This is a genomic window from Rothia nasimurium, from assembly GCF_004569295.1.
GTDB lineage: Bacteria > Actinomycetota > Actinomycetes > Actinomycetales > Micrococcaceae > Rothia > Rothia nasimurium_B.
In genome coordinates this window covers 1-23,643 of the sequence record NZ_SPQC01000024.1, presented here as the reverse complement: position 1 = coordinate 23,643, position 23,643 = coordinate 1, and the positions used below count along the sequence as shown (strand labels likewise).

At 52.2% G+C, this 23,643-nt stretch carries 13 protein-coding genes; 9 read left to right on the top strand and 4 right to left on the bottom strand.

Translation table 11 applies throughout. The features are described 5' to 3' along the window. Positions 1-5: 5 nt before the first annotated feature. The 8 genes from E4U03_RS07550 (at position 6) to E4U03_RS07520 (ending at position 17,091) form a co-directional block, all read left to right on the top strand. A complete protein-coding gene (locus tag E4U03_RS07550; protein ID WP_135012944.1) occupies positions 6-1,001 on the top strand; it encodes an SCO6880 family protein in 996 nt (331 codons plus the stop codon). A 16-nt stretch (positions 1,002-1,017) separates the two neighbouring features. After that, on the top strand, positions 1,018-2,580 hold the full coding sequence (locus E4U03_RS07545; RefSeq protein WP_135012943.1) for a conjugal transfer protein TraC: 1,563 nt from the start codon (positions 1,018-1,020) through the stop codon (positions 2,578-2,580). Positions 2,581-2,613: 33 nt separating this feature from the next. Beyond that, positions 2,614-4,398 (top strand): type IV secretory system conjugative DNA transfer family protein, encoded by a 1,785-nt coding sequence (locus tag E4U03_RS07540; RefSeq protein ID WP_135012942.1) that lies wholly within the window; start codon positions 2,614-2,616, stop codon positions 4,396-4,398. A 637-nt stretch (positions 4,399-5,035) separates the two neighbouring features. Continuing rightward, positions 5,036-6,145: a hypothetical protein gene (locus E4U03_RS07535; protein ID WP_135012941.1), complete on the top strand. Its 1,110-nt coding sequence runs from the start codon at positions 5,036-5,038 to the stop codon at positions 6,143-6,145. Between the two features lie 22 nt (positions 6,146-6,167). Continuing rightward, a complete protein-coding gene (locus tag E4U03_RS07530) occupies positions 6,168-6,956 on the top strand; it encodes a hypothetical protein (RefSeq protein WP_135012940.1) in 789 nt (262 codons plus the stop codon). A 172-nt stretch (positions 6,957-7,128) separates the two neighbouring features. Continuing rightward, the gene (locus tag E4U03_RS07525; RefSeq protein WP_135012939.1) at positions 7,129-7,752 is read left to right on the top strand and encodes a single-stranded DNA-binding protein; all 624 of its coding nucleotides are present in this window, start codon (positions 7,129-7,131) and stop codon (positions 7,750-7,752) included. 139 nt (positions 7,753-7,891) lie between these two features. Further along, positions 7,892-8,344, top strand: a complete 453-nt coding sequence (locus tag E4U03_RS12850) for a hypothetical protein (RefSeq protein WP_167752359.1) — start codon at positions 7,892-7,894, stop codon at positions 8,342-8,344. Beyond that, positions 8,311-17,091 carry a DEAD/DEAH box helicase family protein gene (locus E4U03_RS07520; protein WP_167752358.1) on the top strand — a complete coding sequence of 2,927 codons (8,781 nt, stop codon included), beginning with the start codon at positions 8,311-8,313 and terminating at the stop codon, positions 17,089-17,091. Before E4U03_RS12850 ends, E4U03_RS07520 begins: the two co-directional genes overlap by 34 nt. Before the next feature lie 90 nt (positions 17,092-17,181). On the opposite strand, the gene E4U03_RS13760 is transcribed toward E4U03_RS07520, so the two are convergent. After that, positions 17,182-17,457, bottom strand: a complete 276-nt coding sequence (locus E4U03_RS13760; RefSeq protein ID WP_135012937.1) for a type II toxin-antitoxin system RelE family toxin — start codon at positions 17,455-17,457, stop codon at positions 17,182-17,184. A gap of 4 nt (positions 17,458-17,461) precedes the next feature. Beyond that, on the bottom strand, positions 17,462-17,701 hold the full coding sequence (gene relB, locus E4U03_RS07510; protein WP_167752357.1) for a type II toxin-antitoxin system RelB family antitoxin: 240 nt from the start codon (positions 17,699-17,701) through the stop codon (positions 17,462-17,464). A 167-nt stretch (positions 17,702-17,868) separates the two neighbouring features. Between relB and E4U03_RS13150 the strand changes: the two genes are divergently transcribed. After that, positions 17,869-18,045 (top strand): hypothetical protein, encoded by a 177-nt coding sequence (locus E4U03_RS13150; RefSeq protein ID WP_209304138.1) that lies wholly within the window; start codon positions 17,869-17,871, stop codon positions 18,043-18,045. A gap of 591 nt (positions 18,046-18,636) precedes the next feature. On the opposite strand, the gene mobF is transcribed toward E4U03_RS13150, so the two are convergent. Beyond that, complete coding sequence (gene mobF, locus E4U03_RS07500; protein ID WP_135012935.1) at positions 18,637-22,338, bottom strand: MobF family relaxase; 3,702 nt, start codon at positions 22,336-22,338, stop codon at positions 18,637-18,639. A 32-nt stretch (positions 22,339-22,370) separates the two neighbouring features. Further along, positions 22,371-23,345, bottom strand: coding sequence for a hypothetical protein (locus tag E4U03_RS07495; RefSeq protein WP_135012934.1), 975 nt, complete (start codon positions 23,343-23,345; stop codon positions 22,371-22,373). Between the last annotated feature and the right edge of the window lie 298 nt (positions 23,346-23,643).

The following is a 23,643-nucleotide window of genomic DNA, read 5'->3' as shown; positions in this document are numbered from 1 at the left end:
TGACCATGGCTGTAAGTAACAACCGTAGTTTCGAACTTCAAGGGGAGCGAGTTAAGGGACAAATCATTACTGACTACGGCAACTTGCTAGATTTGACCTTACCTGTTCATGAGGTGCTAGCCATTATCCCCACAGACATTACCTCTCTTGAAGGGCAGGAAGAAACTCTAGAATACTTCCGCCAGCAGCGGGAACTGAACCAGGCTCAGGACACTAACCCGGTTGCCAGAGCAAGCTACGAGACCTACCTTGCTAATAACCTGATGGCCTTCCATTCTCAGTACTACACCGTGGTACTGAATGTTGAAGCAATGCGCCAACGTATCAAAGAGCATGGGAGTAACATGGCCGGGTTACTCTCAGCGGTCGATAGTATCTGCGATAGTGTCGAACGAGATTTTACCGATAGTAACGTGAAAACTCTGGGGTGGTTAGGTGCTCTAGAGAGGCGAGACGCAATCTATAAGGCCTTAACCTCTCACCAACAGGAGCCTGTGGTGGGCGCTCATGCCTATTGGGATTCTATTCACGTCAATGACCTGTGGCATAAGGCTTACGTGATAGAGGAATGGCCGCAAAAGGAAGTGAATCCAGGTTTCATGTCTAAGGTGACGCGGGATTTGGACTTTGTTCATGCGGTATCTCTGGTGTACCAGAGCGGCGCTGGTGCTAATTCTTTGCGTAAGGTGTCCTGGCAGATCCAGGATAAGGAGACATCTTTAGCAGCTAAAGAAAAGGCAGGCTTCCGTATTTCGACTGCTGATAGGACTGAACTTGATGACTTGGAACAGCGAGAGGCTGAGCTGACGGCTGGTTCTACTGAGATGCTGGTGCGCGGTTTTATCTCTATTACAGCTTCATCGAAGGAAGAGCTGAAGATGAAAGATAGGGATATACGAAGCGCTGCAACTAAGGCGGGGCTAGTGATTTACCCCTGTTGGAATCAGCAGTTTGCGGGCCTGTTGGCGGCCAGCTCTCTGATTGGTTTGGGGCTGGACTAGGAAAGGGTAGGAGAGTATGGAGAGCACAGAGAAGAAAAGTATTGTTCAAGAGCGTGAGGCCCCGCAAGAGTTAGGCATTCTTTCTCTGGAGCTTCCTGGGCAGAGTCGTGAGCTGACTCAGGCGAAAAAACAGGTGGCCAAGCAGCTTCAAGGTGCTTTTGAGCGAGAAGTGAAGTATAAGCGTTCGCACTTCTTGCCGGGGCGACGGTATGAGAAGAAGGGAGCAGCGCGCAAGCATAATCTGCGGGGCTCTTTGAAGCTTAGCGGTAAGAAAAGGCGTATGACCTCTTTCACCGGGGCTGCCACCTATCCTTTTACTGCCTCTTCATCCTTTGGGGTGCCTGGGGTGTGTATTGGGCAGGATCTTTCAGGTGCTGGTGGGTTCTTCTTTGACCCTTGGGAGCTCTACGCTCAAGGGGTTATTAAGGGGATGAATCTGGCTCTCTTTGGGGCTCTGGGCGTTGGTAAATCATCGCTGATTAAAAGTTTTGTCTGCCGTCAGGTTCTGCTGGGTCGTAAAGCGGTGGTGATGAGTGACCGAAAGAATGAGTGGGAGATTGTCACGAAGTATCTTGATGGTAAAAGTATCGGTATCGGCGCGGGCTACGATAACCGGATGAATCCGCTTGATGAGGGGAACCGTCCTTCTGTTGACCCTGATGGTAATCCGATGACTGAGGAGAAGTGGCAGGATATGGTGCGTACTCAGCGTTCAACCTTGTTGACCTCTATTGCGGAGATTATCAAGAAGAAGGAGTTGACGGAGGCTGAGCGGCTTGTGCTGGGTACAGCTCTTGATAAGGCGGTGAGAACTGCCCAGGAGCAGGGGCGGGTTCCGGTCATCCCTGATGTGGTGCAGGTGCTCCATGGTATGCGTACTCAGGGGTTTGATGCGCATTTGAAGAGCCGTGAGGAGGCTGTTGCTTCTATGCACGATACGTTCTCTTTGATGGTCTCGAGTGAGGTTGCTGGTGAGGGCAGTTCATCGAGTGAGCTTGCTGGTCTTTTTGATGGGGAATCCACGATTAAGTTTGATGTGACCGCCCCTATTGTTTCCTTCAACACGTCTGCGTTGGTGACGCTTTCACCGGTAGCTGCCAAAATTGCTCATGCCTGTATCCAGGGGTGGGCTGAAGCTGCGATTACCTCTAATGATTTTGGTAAGCGTCTGGTGATTTATGAAGAAGGTCTGGAGATGTTGGAGGATATTGGTTCTATTAACCGGATGGTGCGCCAGTATAAGTTGGCTCGTCATTACGGGATTTTTAATATCCTGATTTTGCATAAGATTACTGACCTTGATGTTGCCGGGGACGTTGGTTCTCAGGCGCGTGCTGCGGCGCTGTCGCTTTTGGGGGACTCTGAAATTCGTATTTTCTACCGGCAGGAAGATGAACAGAAACAGCTGTTGATGCAGGAGTTCGGTATTACGCATCAGGAGTGGAAGAAAATTTCTTCGTTCCCTACGGGTGTGGGGTTGTGGAAGTTGGGGAAGCATTCTTTTGAGGTGAAGAATACGTTGACCCGGTCTGAGCTTCCGATTTTGAATACTGATAAGTCTATGGCGATTTCCCGGTAGTTGCGGGGGAGAAGAAAGGGGTAGTGGTAACAGATGAGTGGCGTAAAGCTTAAGCCTAGTGATGAAGTTGCACTGGTCTTCCTAGTGATACTGTTTTTTGGTGTCGGTGGGTTTTACCTGTCTCTGGCGGGTGCGTATTTTCTGGCCTGTGGGACGTTCAAGCATGGTGTGGGGATTGAGGGAGTTATCTCTGTTCTCGTTGCATTGGGAGATACCACGGTGTTAGGGGGCCAGGTGTGTGCTCCTGACACAGTCCTGGTGCGGGGACTGTACGTTACCTATTTCTGTGCGGTTATAGTGTTATGTATCTTCGGGTACTTTACGTGGCGGCGATGGATGGAGTCCGATAAAAAGCTCATTAAGGACTTGGTGCGTCGTGAAGGTATTGCTCAGCGCCCTGAGGTCGTGCAGAAAGTAGGAGATAAGGCGCTGGCCTCTAAGGCTAAGTCTATTCGTCCTACGGTGAAGAACCCGGCTCTGGAGGACGTGGGTAAGTGCTTAGGCGTTTCTCAGGGGGCTAGGGTCTGGCTGTCGGCACAGGATACTTTGCTTTTGTTTGGCCCTCCGCGCTCGGGTAAGGGCGTGGGGTTCGTTATCTCGGAGATTCTTGATACTCCTGGTGCGGTGATTACGACCTCAACTCGTGGTGATAACGCTGCTGCTACCTGGAAGGCGCGGTCTGCCGGCGGGCGTCCGGTTGTGGTCTTTGATCCTCAGGGTATTACTGGGGTGCGAAGTAAGATTCGCTGGTCGCCGTATCGTGGGTGTGCCTCTGCTGATACTGCTGCTGAGCGGGCGAAGGCTATCATCGGGGCTTCGGCTATGGGTAGTGGGTCTAATAATCAGGAATGGGCTGAGGCTGCTACTACTATTTTGACCTACTTGTTGCATGCTGCTGCTTTGGGGCAGGTACATATTAGCGTCTTTACAAGTTGGTGCCAGTCCCCGGCGTTGGCTCGGGGTGCAGTGGAGGTTCTGACGTCAGCTCCTGATGCGGCTCCTGGGTGGGCGCAGAATTTGGAAGCTGAGGTGGTCAGTGACCCGCGCGTGGTGACGTCAAAATGGATGGCTATTAAGAATGCTACTTCTGGTCTGATTGTTGGGAAGATTGCAGAACTTTTTGATGTTAGTGGGGACGCTGTTTCTCTTGACCCGGAGGAATTTATTACTCAGAGGGGTACTTTGTATCTGATTGGTACTCGTAGTGGTGGCGGGGCAGTTGGCCCTTTGCTCATTGGGTTGCTGGATGATATGTATTCGGCTGCTTCCCGTTTGGCTAACCGGTCGCCGGGTTCTCGCCTTGAGCCGCCGATGCGTTTGGTGCTTGATGAGATTGGTAATTTCAGCGTGTGGAACCGTTTGCCTGAGGTGATGACATCAGGCGGTGGTATTGGTGTGGGCGCGAGTCTGTATCTTCAGTCTTCGTCTCAGGCTAAAGAACGCTGGGGCGCTGAGGGCGGCGCTATTATCGTGGATTCAGCGAACTATGTAATCCAGTTGGGCAACTCTAAAGAGATTGATAAACTCCAGAGCTTCGTGAATCTGGTGGGTGAGTACGAGAAACGGAAGGAAAGTACCAGTTATTCTCTGCAAGGTGGTATTAGCCGTAGTAGCGACACCCTGTACAGGAATATTATTAGCGCCTCGGAGTTGTCCCGTTTACCGATGGGGTATAGCTTTGTGCTGCCGAATGCTGGCCGTCCTTTGATTATGAAGAGTGAGCCTTATTTTAAGAGGGCTGATAAGGATATGACGAAGGCTTCGCAGGATGAGTTTGTGAAGATTCAGAAGGCCGGTGGCTTCCTTGAAGTAGGTTAGGGGTAGAGATGTCACTGGCGAGAAAGAAGGGCACGGCCCGGTATGAGTACGATAGCTATCTGAAGTCTGCCTCGTGGGCAGCTCGTAAGGGGCGATTCTACCAGGGGATTAAGGACAGCGGGAAGGTTCCCGCCTGTGAGGTGTGCGGGTTGTTAGAGAGGAACAAGTTGGATTTGCACCATATGTCCTATGAGGGGGTGAGCCGTAACGCTCGGGGGGTGTGGATGGCCGCTGAGAAGGATGAGGATTTAGTGATTCTGTGCCGTGAACATCATTCGAGGCTTCACTATCTTTTTGATACTCGGGGTAGGGATTTGCGGGGTCAGTCACGGGCGTGGGCTTCTGCTTACCTGATTATGTTAATGAAGAGAAATTTTGAGAGAGGACGTAGGTAGATGGTGGTTTTTGGAGAGCGTGAGTGTTTTGCTTGCCAGGCTGGGTATCAGTCGGTTTCTGATAAGCGCTTGGTGGTGCGTGTTAATGGGCAGCGGGTGCATGTGTGTTTGGCCTGTTATGAGCGGTGCAGGAAGGAAGCTGTGCGGGCTGGTTGCAGTATCGGTGAGGGGCTGGAGTTGTATTCTGCGGCTCTGGTGAAGGCTCTTTTAGGTTCACGGTAGAGAAAAGTAAGGGGATACGGGTGGTTTCAGAGCTAAGGTCAGAGCTGTCGGAGGCGCTGGAGAAGGCGGAGGCTGAGGTCGAAGAGGGGGCTTTAGGTTTACCCTCGGCAGCGGAGATGCTTGAAGATCCGGTAGAGACCAGCGGGGAGGTTGATATTTCTGTTTTGGGGGACGGGTTCGGCCCTGATAGCTGGGAGGATACGGAACGGGAGTTAGAGGGAAGTGAGCTGACTGCGGCTGTTGCCCGCGGCTTGGGGAAAATTCAGGTTGATGATGAGATAGCTGCCGAAAAAGAAGCTACTTCTACCCAGGGGCAGGAGACTCATTCTAATCCGTTGGTGCAGCAGATGGATGGCAAAGTCCAAGGTGGGGAGGTTCCGCCGTGGGCTGGGGTGCGGTGGCGCTCCATTGCAGCAGAAGACAGGGTGGAGGCTTGGGAGGGCTTGAGGGAATGGGTTGATTGGTTTACGCGAGTTCATAAGGTTCCTAAGAACGTAGTGCCTAGCTGCTGGTTTTTGCATGAGGATGTCGTGGAGATTTTGTGGGCCATGATGAATGCTGAGTTGAATGTCTGGTCTGGTGAGGCCGGGGCTGCTACCACGGGTCCTATGCTCTCATGGCATATGTATCTGCCAGGGTTCTATGAGCAGCTCAAGAATCGGGTGCAGACCTGTACATCAGGGGTTGGTGGGCATAATCCGGATAAGGTCTACACCCCTGGGGTTCACCCCTTTGTCCGTGAACTTGATGAGCAACTTTGGCAGGACTATATCGCTGGTTCTGAGGTGACAATTGGAGACCTGGGCGAGGGGGCCTGGCGGGTTGCTGTGAAGAAGGGCGAGAGTGTTCAGGCTGGTCAGGTGCTTACCCTTGGGCAGGTACCGGCTGCCGGGCCGGTTGACCTAGGTGATGTTTTCGTCATGCGAGAAGGGTCTTCGGCCCCTTATCTTTTCTTCCGCCCGGTAGGTCAGGACGCTGAGGCTGTTGCTGAGGTACAGCGGCAGGTCGGCGGTGCTTGGGTTGCTGCTGGGGAAGAGTACGAGCGGCGGCTAGGGCCTGAACCTGATGCGAGGGAAGATTTGCGTGAGCGTCTGCCGGCGGACGTCCAAGCTGGTGTAGAAGCTGAGTAAGAAAGGTTAGAGGTGTTAATGTATGGCTGAACCGGAGCTGGCAGAAGAGTATCTTCTTCTCTTGCTGGAGATTCTAGAGGCAGCGGCTCGCTCTGCTATCAAGATGGAGAGGGCCGTTTCTCAGAAGGCTTTGAAGAAGGCTGTGAAGCCTCCTGAGTGGCGGGCTAAGGATGAGAAGGAGAAAAAGCGTCACGTCCCGCTCAAGAATAAGAAGGGACGGACCATTGGCTGGGTTGATAAGGATTCGCCTCTGGTGAAGGAGGTGAAGCCTGAGCCGGGTTCTGCGATTGTTCAAGAGCGGGGGCATGAGTTAGCTGGTGAGGCTCTGGATAAGAAGGCTGAGCGTAAAGCTGTCTTGTCTTCTGCTTTGGTAATTGGTGGGGCTGCCTTTGTGGGAGTGGGTGAGCAGAAGAATGAAGGTGGCCAGGTAACTCAGGCCGGTCGTATCCTGTCCCAGGAGGAAGCTAAAGCCTATATGCAGGAGGCTGGGTGGCAGTGGGTGGATGAGCACTCGTCTGAGATCCAGGCCGGGGCACCTGCCTATATCCATGGGGTTTCACCGGCGGTTATTCCTGCTGGTGTAGGTACGGTGATTGTCTCTGATTCTGAGGTTCATACTTCTGGTGAAAGTCAGAAGATTGAGGTGGCCGGCTACTCAATGGTTGATGGAAAGGTCTTTGATGGATGGGATAAGGACTATCAGGAACCTACCGGGCAGATGAGCCATGAACAGTTAGAAGAGCATTTTGATGCTGGGTATGAGCAGATGATTCTTGAGAGTCAATCGCCGAACTCTATGGCCAGTATGTAGATACTGATGATGGTGAGAGAGCCAACTGTCTCAAATGAGACAGTTGGCTCTTCTTTTTTGTGTAAGTCAGTTAGGGTGTGGGGCAGTTTTTCTAAGACCTAGTGAAGGCTTTTTCTTGGTTTGAGTAACTGGCTCAAGGGAAAGGTCGTGTAAGAGCTGGAAGGTTTTAGAGATGTCTCGCCCTCGTATTAATGATTTTTCTGTTACTGGCAATCTGGCCCGTGACCCTCAGACTTTTGACCGGGAGGATGGCAGCAAGCTGGTGGTATTGACCCTTGCTGAGAATCGACGGGTCTTTAATGAAGCGAATAATGCTTGGGAAGATGCTGCTCCGGTCTACTACCAGGTAGGTCTTGATTCTCGGAATCGTTCTTTGGGTAACCTGCCGGAAAATGCGGAAACCTCTTTGAAGAAGGGGGATATGGTTTCGGTTAAGGGTAATTATGAGGCTACTGCGTATACGAATCAGAAGACCGGCGAGTTAGGTATTAATCACCGGATTTGGGCTACTGATGTGGCTCCTTCGTTGAAATTTGCGACGGTGGCGATTACCCGTAATGAGCCGTCGGTGTCGGCGGCTGCTGAGATGGCTGCTGAGGCTGAGATGGGTTCAGACCTGAGCGTTGGGGCTGCTTACCGGGAATCTGTGCGCGAGCAACGGCTGGCGAAAGAAACTGCTGCAGGTCAGGCTCAGCCTGAGTCTCAGCAGCCTGCTGCTACCCTCACGGAGCCTCCTTTGCAGGTCCCTGCTGGCGGTTTCGGTGGCGCGGCCCCTATGGGCGGGCCTGGCATGTAACTGTTTGCAGTTAAGGCGGGGTCTATGAAGTAAGTGTAGGGGCCCCGCCTTTTTCTGGGTGGTTGAGGAAAAGCTAAGAGGAGAAACCGTACAATGGCAGCGAAGAAGCAAGATTCACTCTTTAATCTAGGAGAAGACAATGAGCTACGACCTATACGATCCGTTCAGCGACAGGGGCTACATCAGGGAGCTGATGGAGGAGAGGGACATCCGGGAAGAGCTGGAGTGGGAGTCCAAGGAGGGACGCTGGGCCAATCTGAGCTGGGATTGTCGGATTACCCGGATGGAACAGCAGATGCAGTGGCCTCTGCCGGAGAAGCGGATTCCGGAGTTGGCCGAACTGCCAACCTGGAAGAAGCAGGCGCTGATGAGGTACTGGCAGGAGAAGCTGGAGGACGACCCGCAGAATACCCCGGAGATTCTGGAAGGGGAAGAGGCTCTGAGCGAGAAGGAGCGCCAGCAGATTCTAGCTTTCCTGGCCCCAGCGCTGGAGAAACTACAGGGCGGGTTGGAGGTTCTGGAACTGGAAGAGACGGATTTGCCTATCATCGAGGAGGAGTGGGCCGCTCTTCTGAAGAACTGGGAGGAGTAGATTCTTCCTCAGCACCTGCTGTGGTTTCTGGTGAGCCAGTTGATTACGTTCCTAGCGGGAAAATTACGGTTCCTTCTGGTAAGAAGTCCCGTACCCGTGCGAACTTGCGAGCTATTGAGCTGCTTGATGAGCTTGATAGGGCTGGTAGGTATGCTACGGCTGAAGAGCAGCAGGTGCTGGCGGCTTATTCTGGTTGGGGTGCTATCCCTGAACTGTTTGAGGAGAAGCTAAAGTCTTTTGCTTCTGAGCGGGCGCAGCTGAGGGGCCTGTTGCCGGAAGAAGAGTATGCGCAGGCTCGGCAGGCGATTCTTACTTCTCACTACACTGACCCGGCTTTGGTCTCTGCAATGTGGCAGGCTCTAGAGGGGGCCGGTTTTAATGGGGGCATGGTGCTAGAGCCGGGTTGTGGCTCTGGTAATTTCTTGGGCGCGGCCCCTGAACCTGCTCAGATGGTTGGTGTTGAGCTAGATCGAACCTCAGCCCGTATCGCTCACTATCTTTACCCCTCTGCAACTATCTATGCTCAGGGTTATCAGGAGATTCGTCTGCCTGGTGAAACGATTAGTGCCGCTGTGGGTAACGTGCCCTTTAGTGGGTTTATTGTCCAGGATAAGCAGGATAATACTGAGCAGTTCAAGATTCATAACTACTTCATCAACAAGACCATGAAGAACCTGGCCCTTGGCGGGTACGGGCTGTTCATTACCTCAGAGTTCACTATGAACACGAAGAATTCTCGTGCTCGGGCGGCCATTGCTGAACACTCTGACTTGGTGGCCGCTGTGCGTCTGCCTAACCATGCCTTTAGTCGGGTTGCTGGTACTAAGGTGGGGACGGATATTCTGGTTTTCCGCCGCCGTAAGGACAATGAGGCTATTGACCGGGTCAAGCTCAAGGCTAGCTGGGTTGATGGGCTGCAGAAGACCACTAGCGAGGGCGAGAAGTATTTCACCTCCCGTTTCTTTGACCAAAACCCTCACTACGTTTTAGGCGATATTCAGGAGGGCAAGAATCAGTATGGCCAGGTGAGCCTGGTAGTAACGTCCCCTGATTCATCTGCGGTGCTGGCCGATAAGGTGCGGTTTGCCCTGAACAAGCAGATTCAGCAGGCCAAGGCAGAGGGTAAGGGCTACAGTCCAGATCTAGCTGCTGGGGCTGTTGAACGTATCGAAAAGTTCGCCCCTGGTGGGCTAACCGTTTTCGGGGCTGAAGGGGTCTTTAATGGGGCTGTTCGGCATAACCAGGCCATTAATAACCTAGAAGTCTATTCTGAGGCTACAGGTGAGTGGTCGCCTATTACTAAGAATCGGCCTGCGGCTGCCAAGCTCAGGGAGTCTGTGGCTCTTATTGGGCTGAAAGAGAAGATTAGTGCTGTGCTGGCTGTGCCCTATGAGGAGAAGGCACAGGCGCTAGAAGAACTATCTGGGGCCTATGAGAAGTATGTAGAGACCTACGGGCCTATTAACCGCTTCACCCTGGAAGATAGTAAGCCTAAGGCCCCAGAGGTCAAGAAGCGGTTGCGGGAGGCTCGTGAGAACTGGCTGGAAGGCCAGGACACTGAGGGGCTGAGTCGCAAGGAAATTAAGGAACTCAGGCCTGATTCTGAGGTGCTGGCCCAGTGGGAGGAGGAGGCTAATGCCCCGGAGAAGGTCAAGAGGCAGGCTCACCTGACATTTTTGAAGTCTGACCCTGACTTTGGCAAGCTCGTTGCTCTAGAGAAGTTCGATGAGGACACTCAAAAGGCTCAGAAGTCTAAGCTCTTTGAGCTATCTACTTATGCTCCAAAGCAGCAGGTTCTTACAGCTGAAACTCCAGCGGATGCGCTCTCGGTGTCTTTAGATGAGAGCAGGTCAGTTGACTTGGGACGTATTGCTTCTTTGCTGGGAGTTAGTGAAGAGGCGGCCTTAGAACAGCTAGGTGGCTTGGTGTACCGTGATCCGGTGACGTCTGATTTTGTGCCGGCGGTTTCTTATCTGGCTGGTAATGTGCGCGAGAAACTGGATGAGGCTCAAGCGGCGGTTATTAATAGCCCTGAGTTTGAACGGAATGTTGCTGCTTTGAAGGCCGTTACCCCTCAGTGGGTTCCGCTGGAGAAGATGAACTTGCAGCTAGGAGCCTCTTACCTGCCTGCGAGTTTCTACCAGCATTTTACGCGCGATACTTTTGATAAGGCCCTAGAGATTGCCTGGATGGAAGAGATGGGGAGGTGGTCTATCAAGCGCTCGGATGCGTCTTTGCCGGTGATGGTTAAGGCTAACTATGGTACTAAGCGTCAGGGGCCAAGCCAGCTTTTTGAGAAGGTCATGAACAATAAGCAGCCTAAGGTCTTTGATAAGGTGCATGATTCGGAAACCGGTAAAGAGCAACGGGTTTTGAACATGGAGGAGACCAAGAAAGCGCGGGCTAAGGCTATCAAGATTGAGATGGCTTTCCAGAAGTGGGTGACGTCTTCACCTGATAGGGTGGCTCAGGTTGAAGAGGCCTATAACCGGCGGTTTAATTCCTATGTGGCCCCAGATTACACTGAGCTGGGTAAGGTTCTTGAGCTTCCGGGTATTTCTTCTGAGTTCACCCCTCACCCCTATCAGCGGGAGGCTGTCGCCCGTATCGTCAATGAGCCTGCGGTTTTGCTTGACCATGTGGTTGGCGCAGGTAAGACCGGCTCTATGATTATGGGGGCTTTGGAGTTGAAGCGGCGAGGTATGATTCAGCAGCCGCTTTTTGTGGTTCCTAATCACCTTGTTGAGCAGATTGGCCGTGAGTTTACTCAGTGGGCTCCGGCGGCTCAGGTGCTGATGATTCCTAGCGGTATTACGCTTGCTGAGAGGCGTACCTATGCGATGCAGTCTTTGGCTGGGGACTGGGACGCGGTGATTATGGCTCAGTCTACCTTCTCTAAGGTTGGTATCTCTGCCGGTCGGCGGCATCAATTCTTGCAGGAAGATATTGAGCGTCTGCAAGAGCAGCGAGTTAATGACAGTATCAAGAATGACTACACGGTGAAGCAGCTCCAGGGGGTTATCAAGACCCTTGAGAATCGAGCGGAGAAGCTGAATCAGCGCAAGGATGATAACGTGACCTTTGAAAGTCTAGGTTGCGATTATCTCTTCGTGGATGAGGCTCATGATTACAAGAACCTGGCTCGTATCTCGGATTACCAGGAGTTGAGCCACGCCGGTTCTATGCGGGCAACTGACCTGGAGTATATTCTGCGGGCCTTGCGTGAGAACAAGATTGAGGCCAGCGAGGGGAAGAATACTGTCCCTGCGGTGGCTACTTTCGCAACGGGTACACCGATTGCTAACTCACTCTCTGAGCTATGGGTGATGACTAAGTATCTGCGCCCGGATCTGCTCAAACAGATGGGCATTAGCTCTATTGACGCTTGGGCTAGGGTCTTTGCCAAGCCTGAGATGAAGATGGAAGTTCAGCCCTCGGGTGTGGGCTTTCGGGTCGTTGAGTCCATCAGTGAGTTCAAGAATCTTGAGCAGCTCAAGGTCATGACTAACCTTTTTATGTCTACGGTGCTTCGTCATCAGATTCCTATGGACTTGCCTGATGTGGTCAATGGGGCGGCCACTATTAATGAACGGGTGGCCTCGCATCAGGTGCAGGACTATATGAAGGAGATTGAACGGATTATTCGTGCCCCTAGGGAGGGTGAGTATGTTATTGAGGCGCTGGGGCGGGCTAGGCGTGTTGCTCTAGATCCTCGGTTTGTGGGCCTTGAGCCTGATCCTGATGGCGGCCGTGCCCGTCAGCTCGCTTCCCAGGTGGCGCGTATTGAAGAGCAGTATGCCCAGGCAGAATATCTAGATGATGAGGGGCAGATTTCTGCTCAGAAGGGCGGGTTGCAGATTGTTTTCTGCGATCAGGGTACGCCCGGTGGGGATACTGGTTTTAACTTCTATGAGGCGATGATTGATGAGATGGTTGCCGCCGGTATTCCTGCTGAGAGGATTGCCGTTATCCATGATGCTGGGGACGAGGAAGAGCGTAAGGAGTTGTTCCTGGGCTGCCGTGAGGGTCGGTATTCGGTTCTGCTAGGTTCTACGTCCAAGATGGGTACGGGCATGAATGTGCAGAATCGGGTGACGGCTATTCACCATGTGGATGTGCCGTGGAAGCCTGCTGACCTTGAACAGCGGGAGGGGCGTGGTATTCGTCAGAAGAATCAGAACGCGCAGGTAGAGATTCTGACCTACGTTACTCAGGGCACGTTTGATGCGTATAACTGGCAGGTTATAGCCCGTAAGAGCCGGTCTATTGAGCAGTTTAAGGCTGGTGAGAGTATTGACTCGATGGAGTCTTTAGCTAGCTCTGGTGATCCTCAGTTGATGATTGCCTCTGCTACGAATAATCCTCATCTGGCTGAGTTTGTGCAGCTAAGTGCTGAGGTTGAGCGTCTGAAACTGATGAAAGCTTCTGAGGTTGCTGATATGAAGGAAGTTGAGCAGGAGCTTTCAGTCAAGCGAAACCAGTTTAAGGGCACACAGAACACTATTGAACTATATGGTTCTGCATTGCCTTATACACCTTTTACTGGTGTGCCCATCAGCCTGGGAAAAACTACCTTTGAAAACCGTGGCCGGGAAGCATCTGCCTACTTTCAGAAGCTTGTACGGGCAGCCTATGTGGCTGTTCAGAAGACTCCTGATGCTTACTACAAGCTAGGACAGTTCGGTAATCTGCCGATGGTTGCTGCCTTGAGTAGCCATAAGGGCTTGGATGTGCGGTTTTGTGACCCTGTCTCGGGGGAGGTTATCCCTGGGTCAGGTTCTAGTGTTACTGGCTCTTATGTGATGGGTGATAGTTTCAACTCTAACTATGAGCTCAATAAGCTCTTTAATGCTGGGGCTAACCTTGAAGCTTACCTGCACTCTTACCAGTTGCGTTTGGAGACCTTGGGGCAGGAGATTGAGGCGCTAGAGGCGCAAAAAGCTGAGGCTTTGGTTGGTTTCTCTCGGCAGGCTGAGCTAGATGAGAAGCTGGCCAGGCTGAATGTTCTTCGGGCCGATGTTGAGATTGAAGGCATGGATGATGACGAGGCAGGTGCAGGCCAGGAAGCCTCTGGGCCGGTTCTGGGCGAGGAAGAGCTAAGGAACCTCTACCCTACAACCCGGATGCGTCAGCCCAACGGCGAAGAGCTGCGTGAGGGCGACCTTGTAGTCGATGAGGGCGGCAAACTTCACAGGTTCGTTACTTCTCTTCCTGATAAGGATGAGTCTAAGCCTCAATGGGCTGCCGGGTATCTGGTCGATGATGTGGAAGGCGATAGTGCAGAGTACACCTTTGTCTATGCTCGGAACTATAGTGAGTACACCTTGATGGGGCGTAGGCGAGAGACCTTGACTGCGATGGAAGCTTTGCGTCTAGCTGCCCCTGCAACTGATGTTTATTACCGCCAGGGTCTTACTATCTCCAATCGTGTTGTCACTGAAAGTCTGGAGGGCAAGACTGTTTCGGTAGAACAGAAAGCCGGTTCTGTTCTAACGGGTACAGTCACCGCGTATTCAGATTCTGTGCTTGAGCCGTCGACGGTTCAGTTACCTAACGGTGAAACATTCACGTTCCAGGCATCTACTTCTTCCTTTATTGTTCGGGATGCTAAGACTCCGCAGCAGGTTGAGGCTGAGATTGCTGAGGCGGCGGCCAGGTTAGCAGCTGAAGAAGAGAAGAAACTGACTGAGTATAAGTTGCTACCTGGGGACGTGCTCACCACTGATATAGAGAAGGTTGGCAAGCGTGGATATGTCTTTGACGGCAGGTACTTTAGTGACCCTTTGACCGGCAAGCATGGATATGCCCAAGTTACCTCTGGTCATAGGGTTCATGGTCTTGCACGTGAGGACTTCGTTGCTGGTCGATACCTAGAGACAGAAGAGTTTGAGCAGCTCTTCGGCGAGTTGGGGATGAAAGCACGAGTAGGGGACTTGAGAGCAGGTGATATTGTTGATGCCCGCAAGTTAGACCCTAAGAGCAGTATTACGGGGCAGGTTGTGATTCTCTCAGGTAGTGAGGGTTACTCCAGTTTCAGTGATATTGAGTATCGCGGGGTGGATGAGCCTGAGTGGGTTCCGGCTCATAAGATCCGGCGTAAGGATACTACTGCTATTGGTGGTGTGAGTGGCCGCCGTTTTGGTGCCCTGAGCGTCAGCGAGAAGGCTCGCTTGGGTGGGGCTCAGGTTGAGAAGTTTGATTCTTTTGCTGATTTTGACAGGTTTGTGACTGCTAGCGGAGTCGAGGATTTGATTCTGGTGGAGACTAACCGGGGTCAGGTTGAGGCTTATGGGCGCCTAGTGGACTATGGCACTTATGGGCATAACAGGAATGAAGTGAAGATTACTCTCAAAGACTCTGAAGGTGAGCAGGTAACGCACGAGATGTACACCTATTCACTGGTTTTCTCGGTCATTACTGCCGGTTCCTTGGAAGAGGTAGACCTACGGGGTATTCCCTTAGAAGGGGCTTCGGCGGGTACTGCTGGTTATCACCGATACCTTGATATTCCAGGGTTTGTTGTTCCTAGTTTTGGTTCTATTCGTGAGTATAAGCGGGTGGATATTGCTCAGGATTCTGCCGGTATGCCGATGGAAGCTGAGGGCCTGGTTCAGGGTGATAAGTGGTTTGAGACGGTTCAAGGTCAGGAAGAGGGTTTTGAACCTGTGGCTCTGGAGGGCGAGGTCGTAGAAGAGTCCCCGGTTGCCATGTCTGTGGCTGTTTCTTCTGTTGCAGAAGAGAGTAGCTTTGCACCTGAGATTCTTGATGAGGAAGAGGTAGAGCTTGATGTGCCTGCGCTGACCTACGGCCAGCAGACGCAGGGCCAGGAAGAGCCCGACCTAGAAGATTCTGAGCAAGAAATTGATGGGTTAGTAGAGGAAGTAGCTGAGGCGGCAGAAGAAGCCTATGCTCAAGAGAGTACAGAAAAGACAGGGGCCTTGACCGAGGAAGATGCTGCGGAACTGCTAGAAGAGGCTCCAACCCCGGGGCGTAATCTTGCTGCCGGTGAGCTGTCACCTGGAGATGTCGTGGTCTTCACCCCTCAACGTTTCCATGCCCAGATGAAGCATTCTGGGCCTTTAGTTGGCCAGGTTTACTGGAGCGACGGGCAGAAGATTCAGCTAGATGTGCTCGGCTCTTCTCATAGCCGTAGGTACATTCTTCATGTGAATGGGATGCCAGCTGATTCCATTCACGCTCTCTACAGCTTGGACAGGGTTGAAGAAGCCTTTACCGATTACCCCGAAGCGCAGAACCCGCCCCTTGAGCAGGACGGGAACTTCTTGCTGGCCGCTGGTAGTCAGCTTAACCCCGGCGATAAGGTCAGGTACCTGGGGGATTCGACTGTTCCTCATGGGACTATTGAGGTGCTTGACTGCTGTTTCTACTATGATGACGGGCTTGATAATGAAGCCCCTCAACCGTCCTACCACCTAACCTACCTGGAAGATGGAATCGTCAGGAGCCAAGAGTTTATACCTGAGAACTACGAGCCTTGCTTTGAGATGGTGCAGGTTGCAACCGATGAACAGGCGAAGGCCGCTGCTGCTCTCTATAGCGAGTACGTAAGTACCGCTAAAGAGACGGTGGCCCTTGAAGAAGTAGTTGCTGGTGATAAGGTCGCTGTTATAGGCCATGCTATAGACGGTAAAATTATCGAGGCCAGCGGTGAGGTCACTGCCCTTGAAGTTGAGGCTGATGGGGCTTCTGGGACTGTGGTTCTGGAAGATGAAGCTGGGGTCGAGACGGTTCTTGAGGTTCAGCAGGCTTCTGTCCAAGTGAACGATAAACCTGCACCAGTAGTCGAGATGATGTCTGAGGACTCCCCTGAGCCGGTAGCAGAAGAAGAGAATCTCATTCTATTGGGCCGGGTAGAAGAGGCTGCCGGGGCTATAGAGGATATGACGGTCGATGATGCTGTTACTGAGACAGGCAGCGAGCCTGTGACCTTGCGTTATGAGCAGGTGAGGGCTGGGGATAAGATTGCTGACTCTAACGGTATCTGGTATCCGGTCTACCAGGTTCAGCAGATGCCCTCCGGTGATATTGAGCTGGCTTATGGTTCAGCTGCCGGAATGTTCGTCACCACTCAAGCGGCATCCACCCCGATTACGGTAGACCCTTACCCCTCAAGCGGGGTCTATCCCCAGGATTGGGAGGGGACAGCAGCTAGTAACCTGCGGGCTGGAGATATGCTCAAATTCGCGGGGGCAGAGGGTGCTGTGCACGAGGTGAGGGTAGAGGCTAGTGCCTATGACCAGTTCGGCCAGTTCCAGATGGAGGTCTCTAGGGACGATGGGGTGCGTGGTCAGTTCATTTTCCCGCCGCAGAGCACTGTTCCTTATAAGCGGCCTTTGTGTGAGCAAGAGCGGGCCGGTGTGGCTGGTGCGATGGTGGGTGTTGTAGCCCAGGAGATTGAGCACGGTATGCTGGTTCATTTTAAGAACGGCTCTGCTGGCGTGGTTACTGAGAATGTTCCCTTGCCGGGGAATGGCAAGATCCGTATCGGGGTTCAGCCGCTGGCTAGTGGGGATAGGTCTTTGAAGGTCTGGGACTGTGAGCCTGACTATCAACTAACTACCTACCAGCCGCATGAGCGTGAGTTGATTGCCCGGTTGGAGGCTCAGAAGGTTGAGTCTGAGAAGGCTCGGGCTGAGGTAAGGGGGAATAGACCGGTTCGTCAGCCTCACCAAGTACCCGGTAATATGGTGGGTTTTCAGCAGAATCTAGGTGGGCTTTCTCTTTAGGTTCTGAGTGAGTGTATGAGGGGCTAGCTGCTGTAAGGTAGCTAGCCCCTCTGTGACAGTGGCGTGATAATTGACTTCTTGAAGAGATATTTAGCGGTTGTAGATTCTGGAACGGTGGCCAACTTCCAGCGCGAGGATAATGAGTTCCGTTGCTTGGAAACTTACTATGACTCGGTAATTACCTACTCGGTAGCGTGATAGACCAGCGTATTCTCCGGTAAGAGCTTTGCAATGACCTTGTGGATTCGGGTATGTTGCGAGACGGTCTAGGGCGCTTGTAATTCTTTGAGCGGTTGGCTTATCGAGCTTTTTGATGTTCTTGAGGTATCTGTTGGTGTATTGAAGTTCCCAGGCTTCTTTGGGCATGGATTTAGATACCTAGTTTCTGGCGGAGTTCATCTGGGGTGTAGGTGCGTTCCTCGCCTCTTTTAACAGCTGCAACGAGTTCGTGTAAATGTGCGGCGTGTTCTAGGTCTGAGATGTTTTGTTCAAGAACTCTTTTGACGTGATAAGAGACGGATCGGTCAGTTTTTTGGGCGATAGCGTTGAGGCGTTCTTTGAGGGAGGTAGGGATGCGGACGTTGAGGGTACTAACGGTTGTATTACTCATGGTTACAGTGTAACACATTCTGTGCTGTTTCAATGCTGCAAAAGTACCTATGCAAGATAGTCAGGCTGCGCGCAGTAAACTTGAAGAGCCATCATCATGTCTCAGATATTCTTCTGCACTACCTTGCATAGAATGCTATGAACCTCTGCATCACTGGAGCACACACCATGACTGACGCTATCAACCAAGTGCCTAGCACTACCATGCCTCTTACTGCAGAAGCTACAAACAAGCTCATAGAACTCTTCCCTGAAATAGCTACAGACGGAAAAGTCGATTTTGACAAACTGAAAGAAATCCTCGGGGGGGGGGGGGAGAAGAATCTCAAGAGCGTCATGGACTAATCTGGCTAGGCAAAAAACAAGCTATCAGGGCTACCCAAACACCTACAACAGCAACACTTATACCCGATAGAGATAACTCCCTGAACTGGGATACCACCCACAATGCCATTATCGAGGGTGACAACCTTCAAGTGCTCAAAATCTTGCAAAAGCACTACTACGGGCGCATCAAAATGATTTATATTGACCCGCCCTATAACACCGGGAACGACTTCGTCTACTTTCAGGGCTGACTTGAAACGATTCCTTTTTCTTGCGTGAAGTGTGAACCGAATTCTCTTGCTTCATTCTCTGGAATGATGAAACCTGCGTACCCGAAGGCAGGTGAAGTCCGATAACGTTCGTGTTGCGGAGAAACGAAAGCTCCGGGTTCTCCGATTTCATCAATGTAAGCCAGTAGCATACTGGCGATTCTATCTTAACGACAGAAGCCTGCGTGTGTACGCAGGCTTCTACGGTTGGTGCTCTGGGACTTATTGGACTGTAGGCCTCATCCCTAGCTATCAGAATCCACTGTACCTTTTTTGGGCGCTTGGCGAGCCTGTCCATGTCCCCTGTGTGTTGCGTGTCATGCGTTGAGTCTACATGTATCTATAGCTCCATATCCCCAATGCCCCCGTACAGCTGAGAATGTGAAGACGCATGAATCTGCTCCGAAGATTGAGGAGATACCCCCAACTTTGCGGCCACAATCGTCTCCAGCTCCTTCATATCCTCTAGTGCTCCATCAAGTAGCGCCCCCAACTCCGCGTTCTCAGGGATAAGCGGGGAATTGAGATCATAGAGCATCTGCTGCCGGTCACGCCTCTTCAGATTCCCAATAACAGCATCGAGCCGCCGGTAGTAACGTGAAAGCCTTACCTCATTACTCCTGGGCGCTTCTCCCAAAGGAGCGGGCGCCTCATCCTGACCGCTCAGAGCACGCCAGATAACAACCTGACGGTGAATACTCTTTTGCCCAAAAGGATAGGTGCCGCCCATAGCCCTGTGCCACTCTTCTTCCCTGTCCTTATACAAGATGGCATCAATCCGCTGGTTGATGTTCTCAGTAATCTGAGTCAGAGCCTGACTCTCCTGATCATTAAGGAAGCGTGGGGCCGGGATAAGTTCGGTAGCGTCCTTGGGGTTTTCGGCCCGTTCTTGTAGGTAGGTAGTAGCCCCTTTCAGGGTCTTGATATGTGAGGGCAGCGCAAGAATATCAATATCTGATTCTTTAGCAGCTAAGAGCAGAGCCTTGTACTGCGGGGTATATGCGTAGAGTTCGGGTTCCTGCCCAAGTACCTGTTCTGCCCATGCACTGACACGGCGTGCAGCAGAGGCCTCAGCAAGATACTCCAATTCTGCAAGAGCCCGCCCAAGATTTTTAGCCCAACCGTATTCTTGCTCCTGCATCTCATGTGCGGTCTTATCCACATCACTTTTGTGCATAATACCGGTGAGCACTTCCATGGCTTCTTCTGAGACGATGGCTTTCATCATGCCCCAGGGGTCTGGGGTATCAGGTAGCTGCTCTTCATCTGGCTCAGCATTAATATGAATCTGGTTCTTTTCCTTACCGCGGGTCATAGCTACGTAGAGCTGCTCGCGGTTGTAGCTCGTGTCGATAGCTACATGGCAGGTATCAACAGTTAGACCCTGAGAACGGTGAATAGTGCAGGCATAGCCAAGTTCGATGGAGTCATTGACATAGTCGGTAGGGATAGTGACGCTCGCGCCGGTATCCTCTCGTTCGGCCTTGATATGTCCGCGCCGGATAGCGGTAATTTTCAGGCGAGTGCCGTTTTTGATGAAGTCACCGTCAGAATCTAGAATCTTGCGGTCATTGAGCCTGGCAAGGATAGTATCACCAAGATAGGCAGAGCCGGTGCGAATCTTAATGCTCTTCTTGTCGCTGGTTTTCCCCTCAGCCAAGAATTGGGCTTGAGCGCGTTCATTCAGTTCTTGTACCTGGTCGTTACGCCCAGCAATCAGAACACTGCTCTTACCTGCTGCTTGGTCTTCAACCCAGGCGCTGTAAGCAGAATCTAGGGCGTCACTTGCTTCGGTAATACGGCCCATTTCCAGGTAGGTTTTCAAGACTTCTGTGTCGCCTGCGCGTAGTTGGAGCGAGGCTTTCTTCTCCCACTCTGCCTTGAAACGCCAGACGCTGGTGAGGTGGGAAGCGTGCCCCTTGTTTTCCATCCAGCCGAGGAAACCGCCGGCATCGACTGCGTCGAGCTGTTTGGGGTCTCCAACTAGCAGGAGTTTAGCTCCGGCGGCTTTGGTCTGCTGATAGAGCACCGATAAATCTTCAGTTGAGATCATGGAAGCCTCATCAACAATCAGCAGCTGACCGCGCCGAATCTGATACCTGGACTGGTCACTGATAACTTTAGTGAGTTTCAGGCAGGCTGAATCTAAGGAGCGGATAAGGTAGCGATTGTGGGGATCCTTGTCTAGACGTGCTTCTAGAGTTGCAATCCGTTGTTTCAGATCGATGTATTGCTTGGCCCGGCGGGTGGCTCCTTCCCCGACGGACTCGTAAATCCACTTGGCCACGTTATCAGTTGAGATACCTAGTTCTTGGCCCAGGACAGAGGCAGCGGCGGCTGAGGGGGCTAGGCCGATGATGGTGTTTTGTCCTTGGTGTTTTTCCCAGACCTGGCGTAGGCCTGCAAGGGTGGAGGTTTTACCGGTTCCTGCCGGGCCGATAATAGCTGAGATGTGCTGGTTACTGGTTATCACCTGATGGGCTGCTTCGAGCTGGTCAGCTGCTAGGTGATGCCCTGCTTCACTGGTGTAGGCCTGCAGGTTTTTCCTCGCGGCTTGGGCGTCCTTAACATGTGTGCTGGTGCTTCGGGTAGTGACCCCTTGCATGAGGTCTTTTTCTATCTCCAGCATATATGGGGTGGTGTAGATTTTTTCATCTGCCTGGTTGAAGACACTACGCCCCTTGAGGGACAGATGCTTCTCTGTCAGATGGTCTAGCTTGTAGCGGTCTGGGGTGAGCTCCATGGAGTTGCTCAGGGCCAAATCTACTAGCTGGTTGGCTAAGGCGTTGCGTTCTTCGAGACTCTTGAAGCGGAGAGCGAGGGTAAGGCGGTGAGCTGAGGCTAGAAGATTATTGCGGGTGAAAGTAGGGTGCCGGGTGATGGTACGTTCTAGGATTTCACTGGCGATCTCTTGAAGGGCTTCGGGAGTGAAGTCGGTGGGGGAGTAGTAGGTGATGGTACGGCCGGTTGCGTCTTTGACGATCTGGTTCGGTGAGTAGCCGCGTTGGTAGGCGCGGGAGCGCCATTGGGACATGCGAAAGTTCAGGGGCGGTTTCTTCGTTTGCTTCTGGTCTCGGGTTTCGAGGGTTGCTTGGCGGCGGAAGGTAAGGATGAGTTCATCGGAAGCTGGGCGTCCGTGGGTTTCTTCCCACTGCTTGACCAATTTATCTGTGACTTCTTCGATGGCCATGACGCGTTGTGAGAACTCAGCGATGAGCTCATCGGGCACACCAGCAAGCTCTACTCGGTCGTTGCCTCGGTAGGTTGCTTCCTGGCTTTTGAGCACGGTCATGAGTGGGTCGCGTTGTTCTGCTTCAGCAGAGACCGAATGAGCTAGCTCATCAAAAAGTAGGGCGTTGTACATCTCAGAGATTGTGACAACTGACTTGTGCAGGGCGTAGGAGTCTAGGGTGACCCATTGGCGATCGCTGGAGCGCTGCAGGCGGTTAGCGATAACTGCGTGGGTGTGAAGTTGTGGGTCGCCGGCGCGGGAGTCGTAGTGGTCAAAGAGGGAAGCGATGATACCTTCAGCCCCTACTTTGATGACGCCTCCGTTTCCGGCGCGGGTTTGGATAATCTGTTCTTCTGCCCAGGCGAGGGATTTGCGGACAGCTTCTTGGTGGGCTTGGTGGATACGGGTTTGGGTATGGGTGTCACTAATAGCCCAGAGCACAGAAACACTTTTAGGGACAGAGAAGGTCAGGTCAAAACCTGCAACTGCTTTACGGGTTTTAGCCGTTGATTTTCCGCTGGCGGTTTTCGCCCCTTCGGGCGCTGGAGCATCTTTCATAGGTTTTTTACCAATACGTTGCCCTGTTTTAGGGTGACGTGCTTCTTCGTAAACGGAAATAGCCTCGTGCGCTGATACTTTTTCTTCTGCTGTGAGTGATAGTCCTTTAAGGCCTTTTCCGTACCAGGTTCCGGTGGGGTCGCCTGAGCCGGTGTAGTATTCGGTGAGTTGTCCTTTGGTGTCTGCTCCATCTGATGCACTAATGGTTGATAGATAGTATCGGATGTCCATGCGTGAAATAGATACGGTCACAATTATTGTTCTCCTTACTTGCGTTATAGTTTTTATTTTTTGTTAGGTCGACGGGGAATGTGTTTATTTTTAGCTGCGTGCCAAGCTTCTTTCTGCCTCTGTAACCGCAACCGCTCAACCTCCTGAGCTCCACCAGAAGCTAAAAAGTTTTTCAGTCGCACCAAACGCTCACTATCAGAGGAAGATAAACCCCTATCACCCACAGCCTTGAAATACCACTTCGCGAAATAAACATAATCAAAAATCAGCGCAGAAGAAGCACCTAGGGCTTGCTCTAATAAAACCTTGGATTGTTGTAACCTTGTTACATCTTTTTTGAAAGAAATCAGAGATTTAGCTAAATGTTGGTCAGCCCATTCAACATCCTCTTTTGCTTCATCGAAAAGTTCACTGCGAGGCTGGTGGTAAAACAAAAGGTTTTCTAGATCAGTAATTTTTTCTGCTTGTTCGTCTAGTAGTTCTCTTACGTTATCGATGGCTTGGACTTTTGTTTTGCGGGCTTGGTCTTGGGCTGTGGCTAGGGCGCTGCGGGCGTTATCTAGCTGGTGGTGGAGGGCTTTGTTTTTCTTGGTAAGGCGCCGGTTGTTTTGGGCGAGTTTTCTGGTGTGGGTCTCAAGGCGGGTGATCTGGTCGGTGAGACGGGTGTAGGAGGCTGGGGAAGTAAAAGTGGAAGTTCCACTTTTGCCGTGCCCGGTTTCCACTTCCACTTTCTGCTCAAAAGTGGAAGTGGCTCGGGGTTCTGCTTCCGCTTTTTGGGTTCGGCCGAGGGAAGCGGAAGTTCCACTTTTGGCAGGGTGCACTTCCACTTGCTCTTGTTCACTTCCACTTTTGTGCAGGTGGAAGTGAACATCGGAAGTAGGGTTCCCTCGAGCCTTCCGCTTCCTTGCGCGGTCTTTGCACCGAACTGAGCAGTAGAGGGCGGTTTTCTTCTTGTGCTCAGGGACGGGCAGTGAGCAGGTGCGGCATAGGCGTACCTGGGGTTCTGGGGTCTTAGATTTTGTCTCCATACTTCTTCTTGGAAGTTGGTGGGCAAAAGGTAAGTCAAATTTGCGGGGGAATTTCCCCCGTTGGCGCATTTCAATGCCACAGGTGTGTTGCATTTTTCTGAATGGAGGTGGGGGCTTTGGGCGGGTGTGGTGTTTGGGCTGATGGTGGGTGTGGTTTTTGGGAGTCTGGGTGGTCTTGTTCTTGGTTTGCAGGGGTTCTGAGGGGTTAGTGTATGAGTTTTTATCGTTGGAGTGGTTTGTGCTGGGTAGCTGGGTGATGTGGGTCTGCTGGGGTGTGTTTAGATATGGAGGGGTGGGG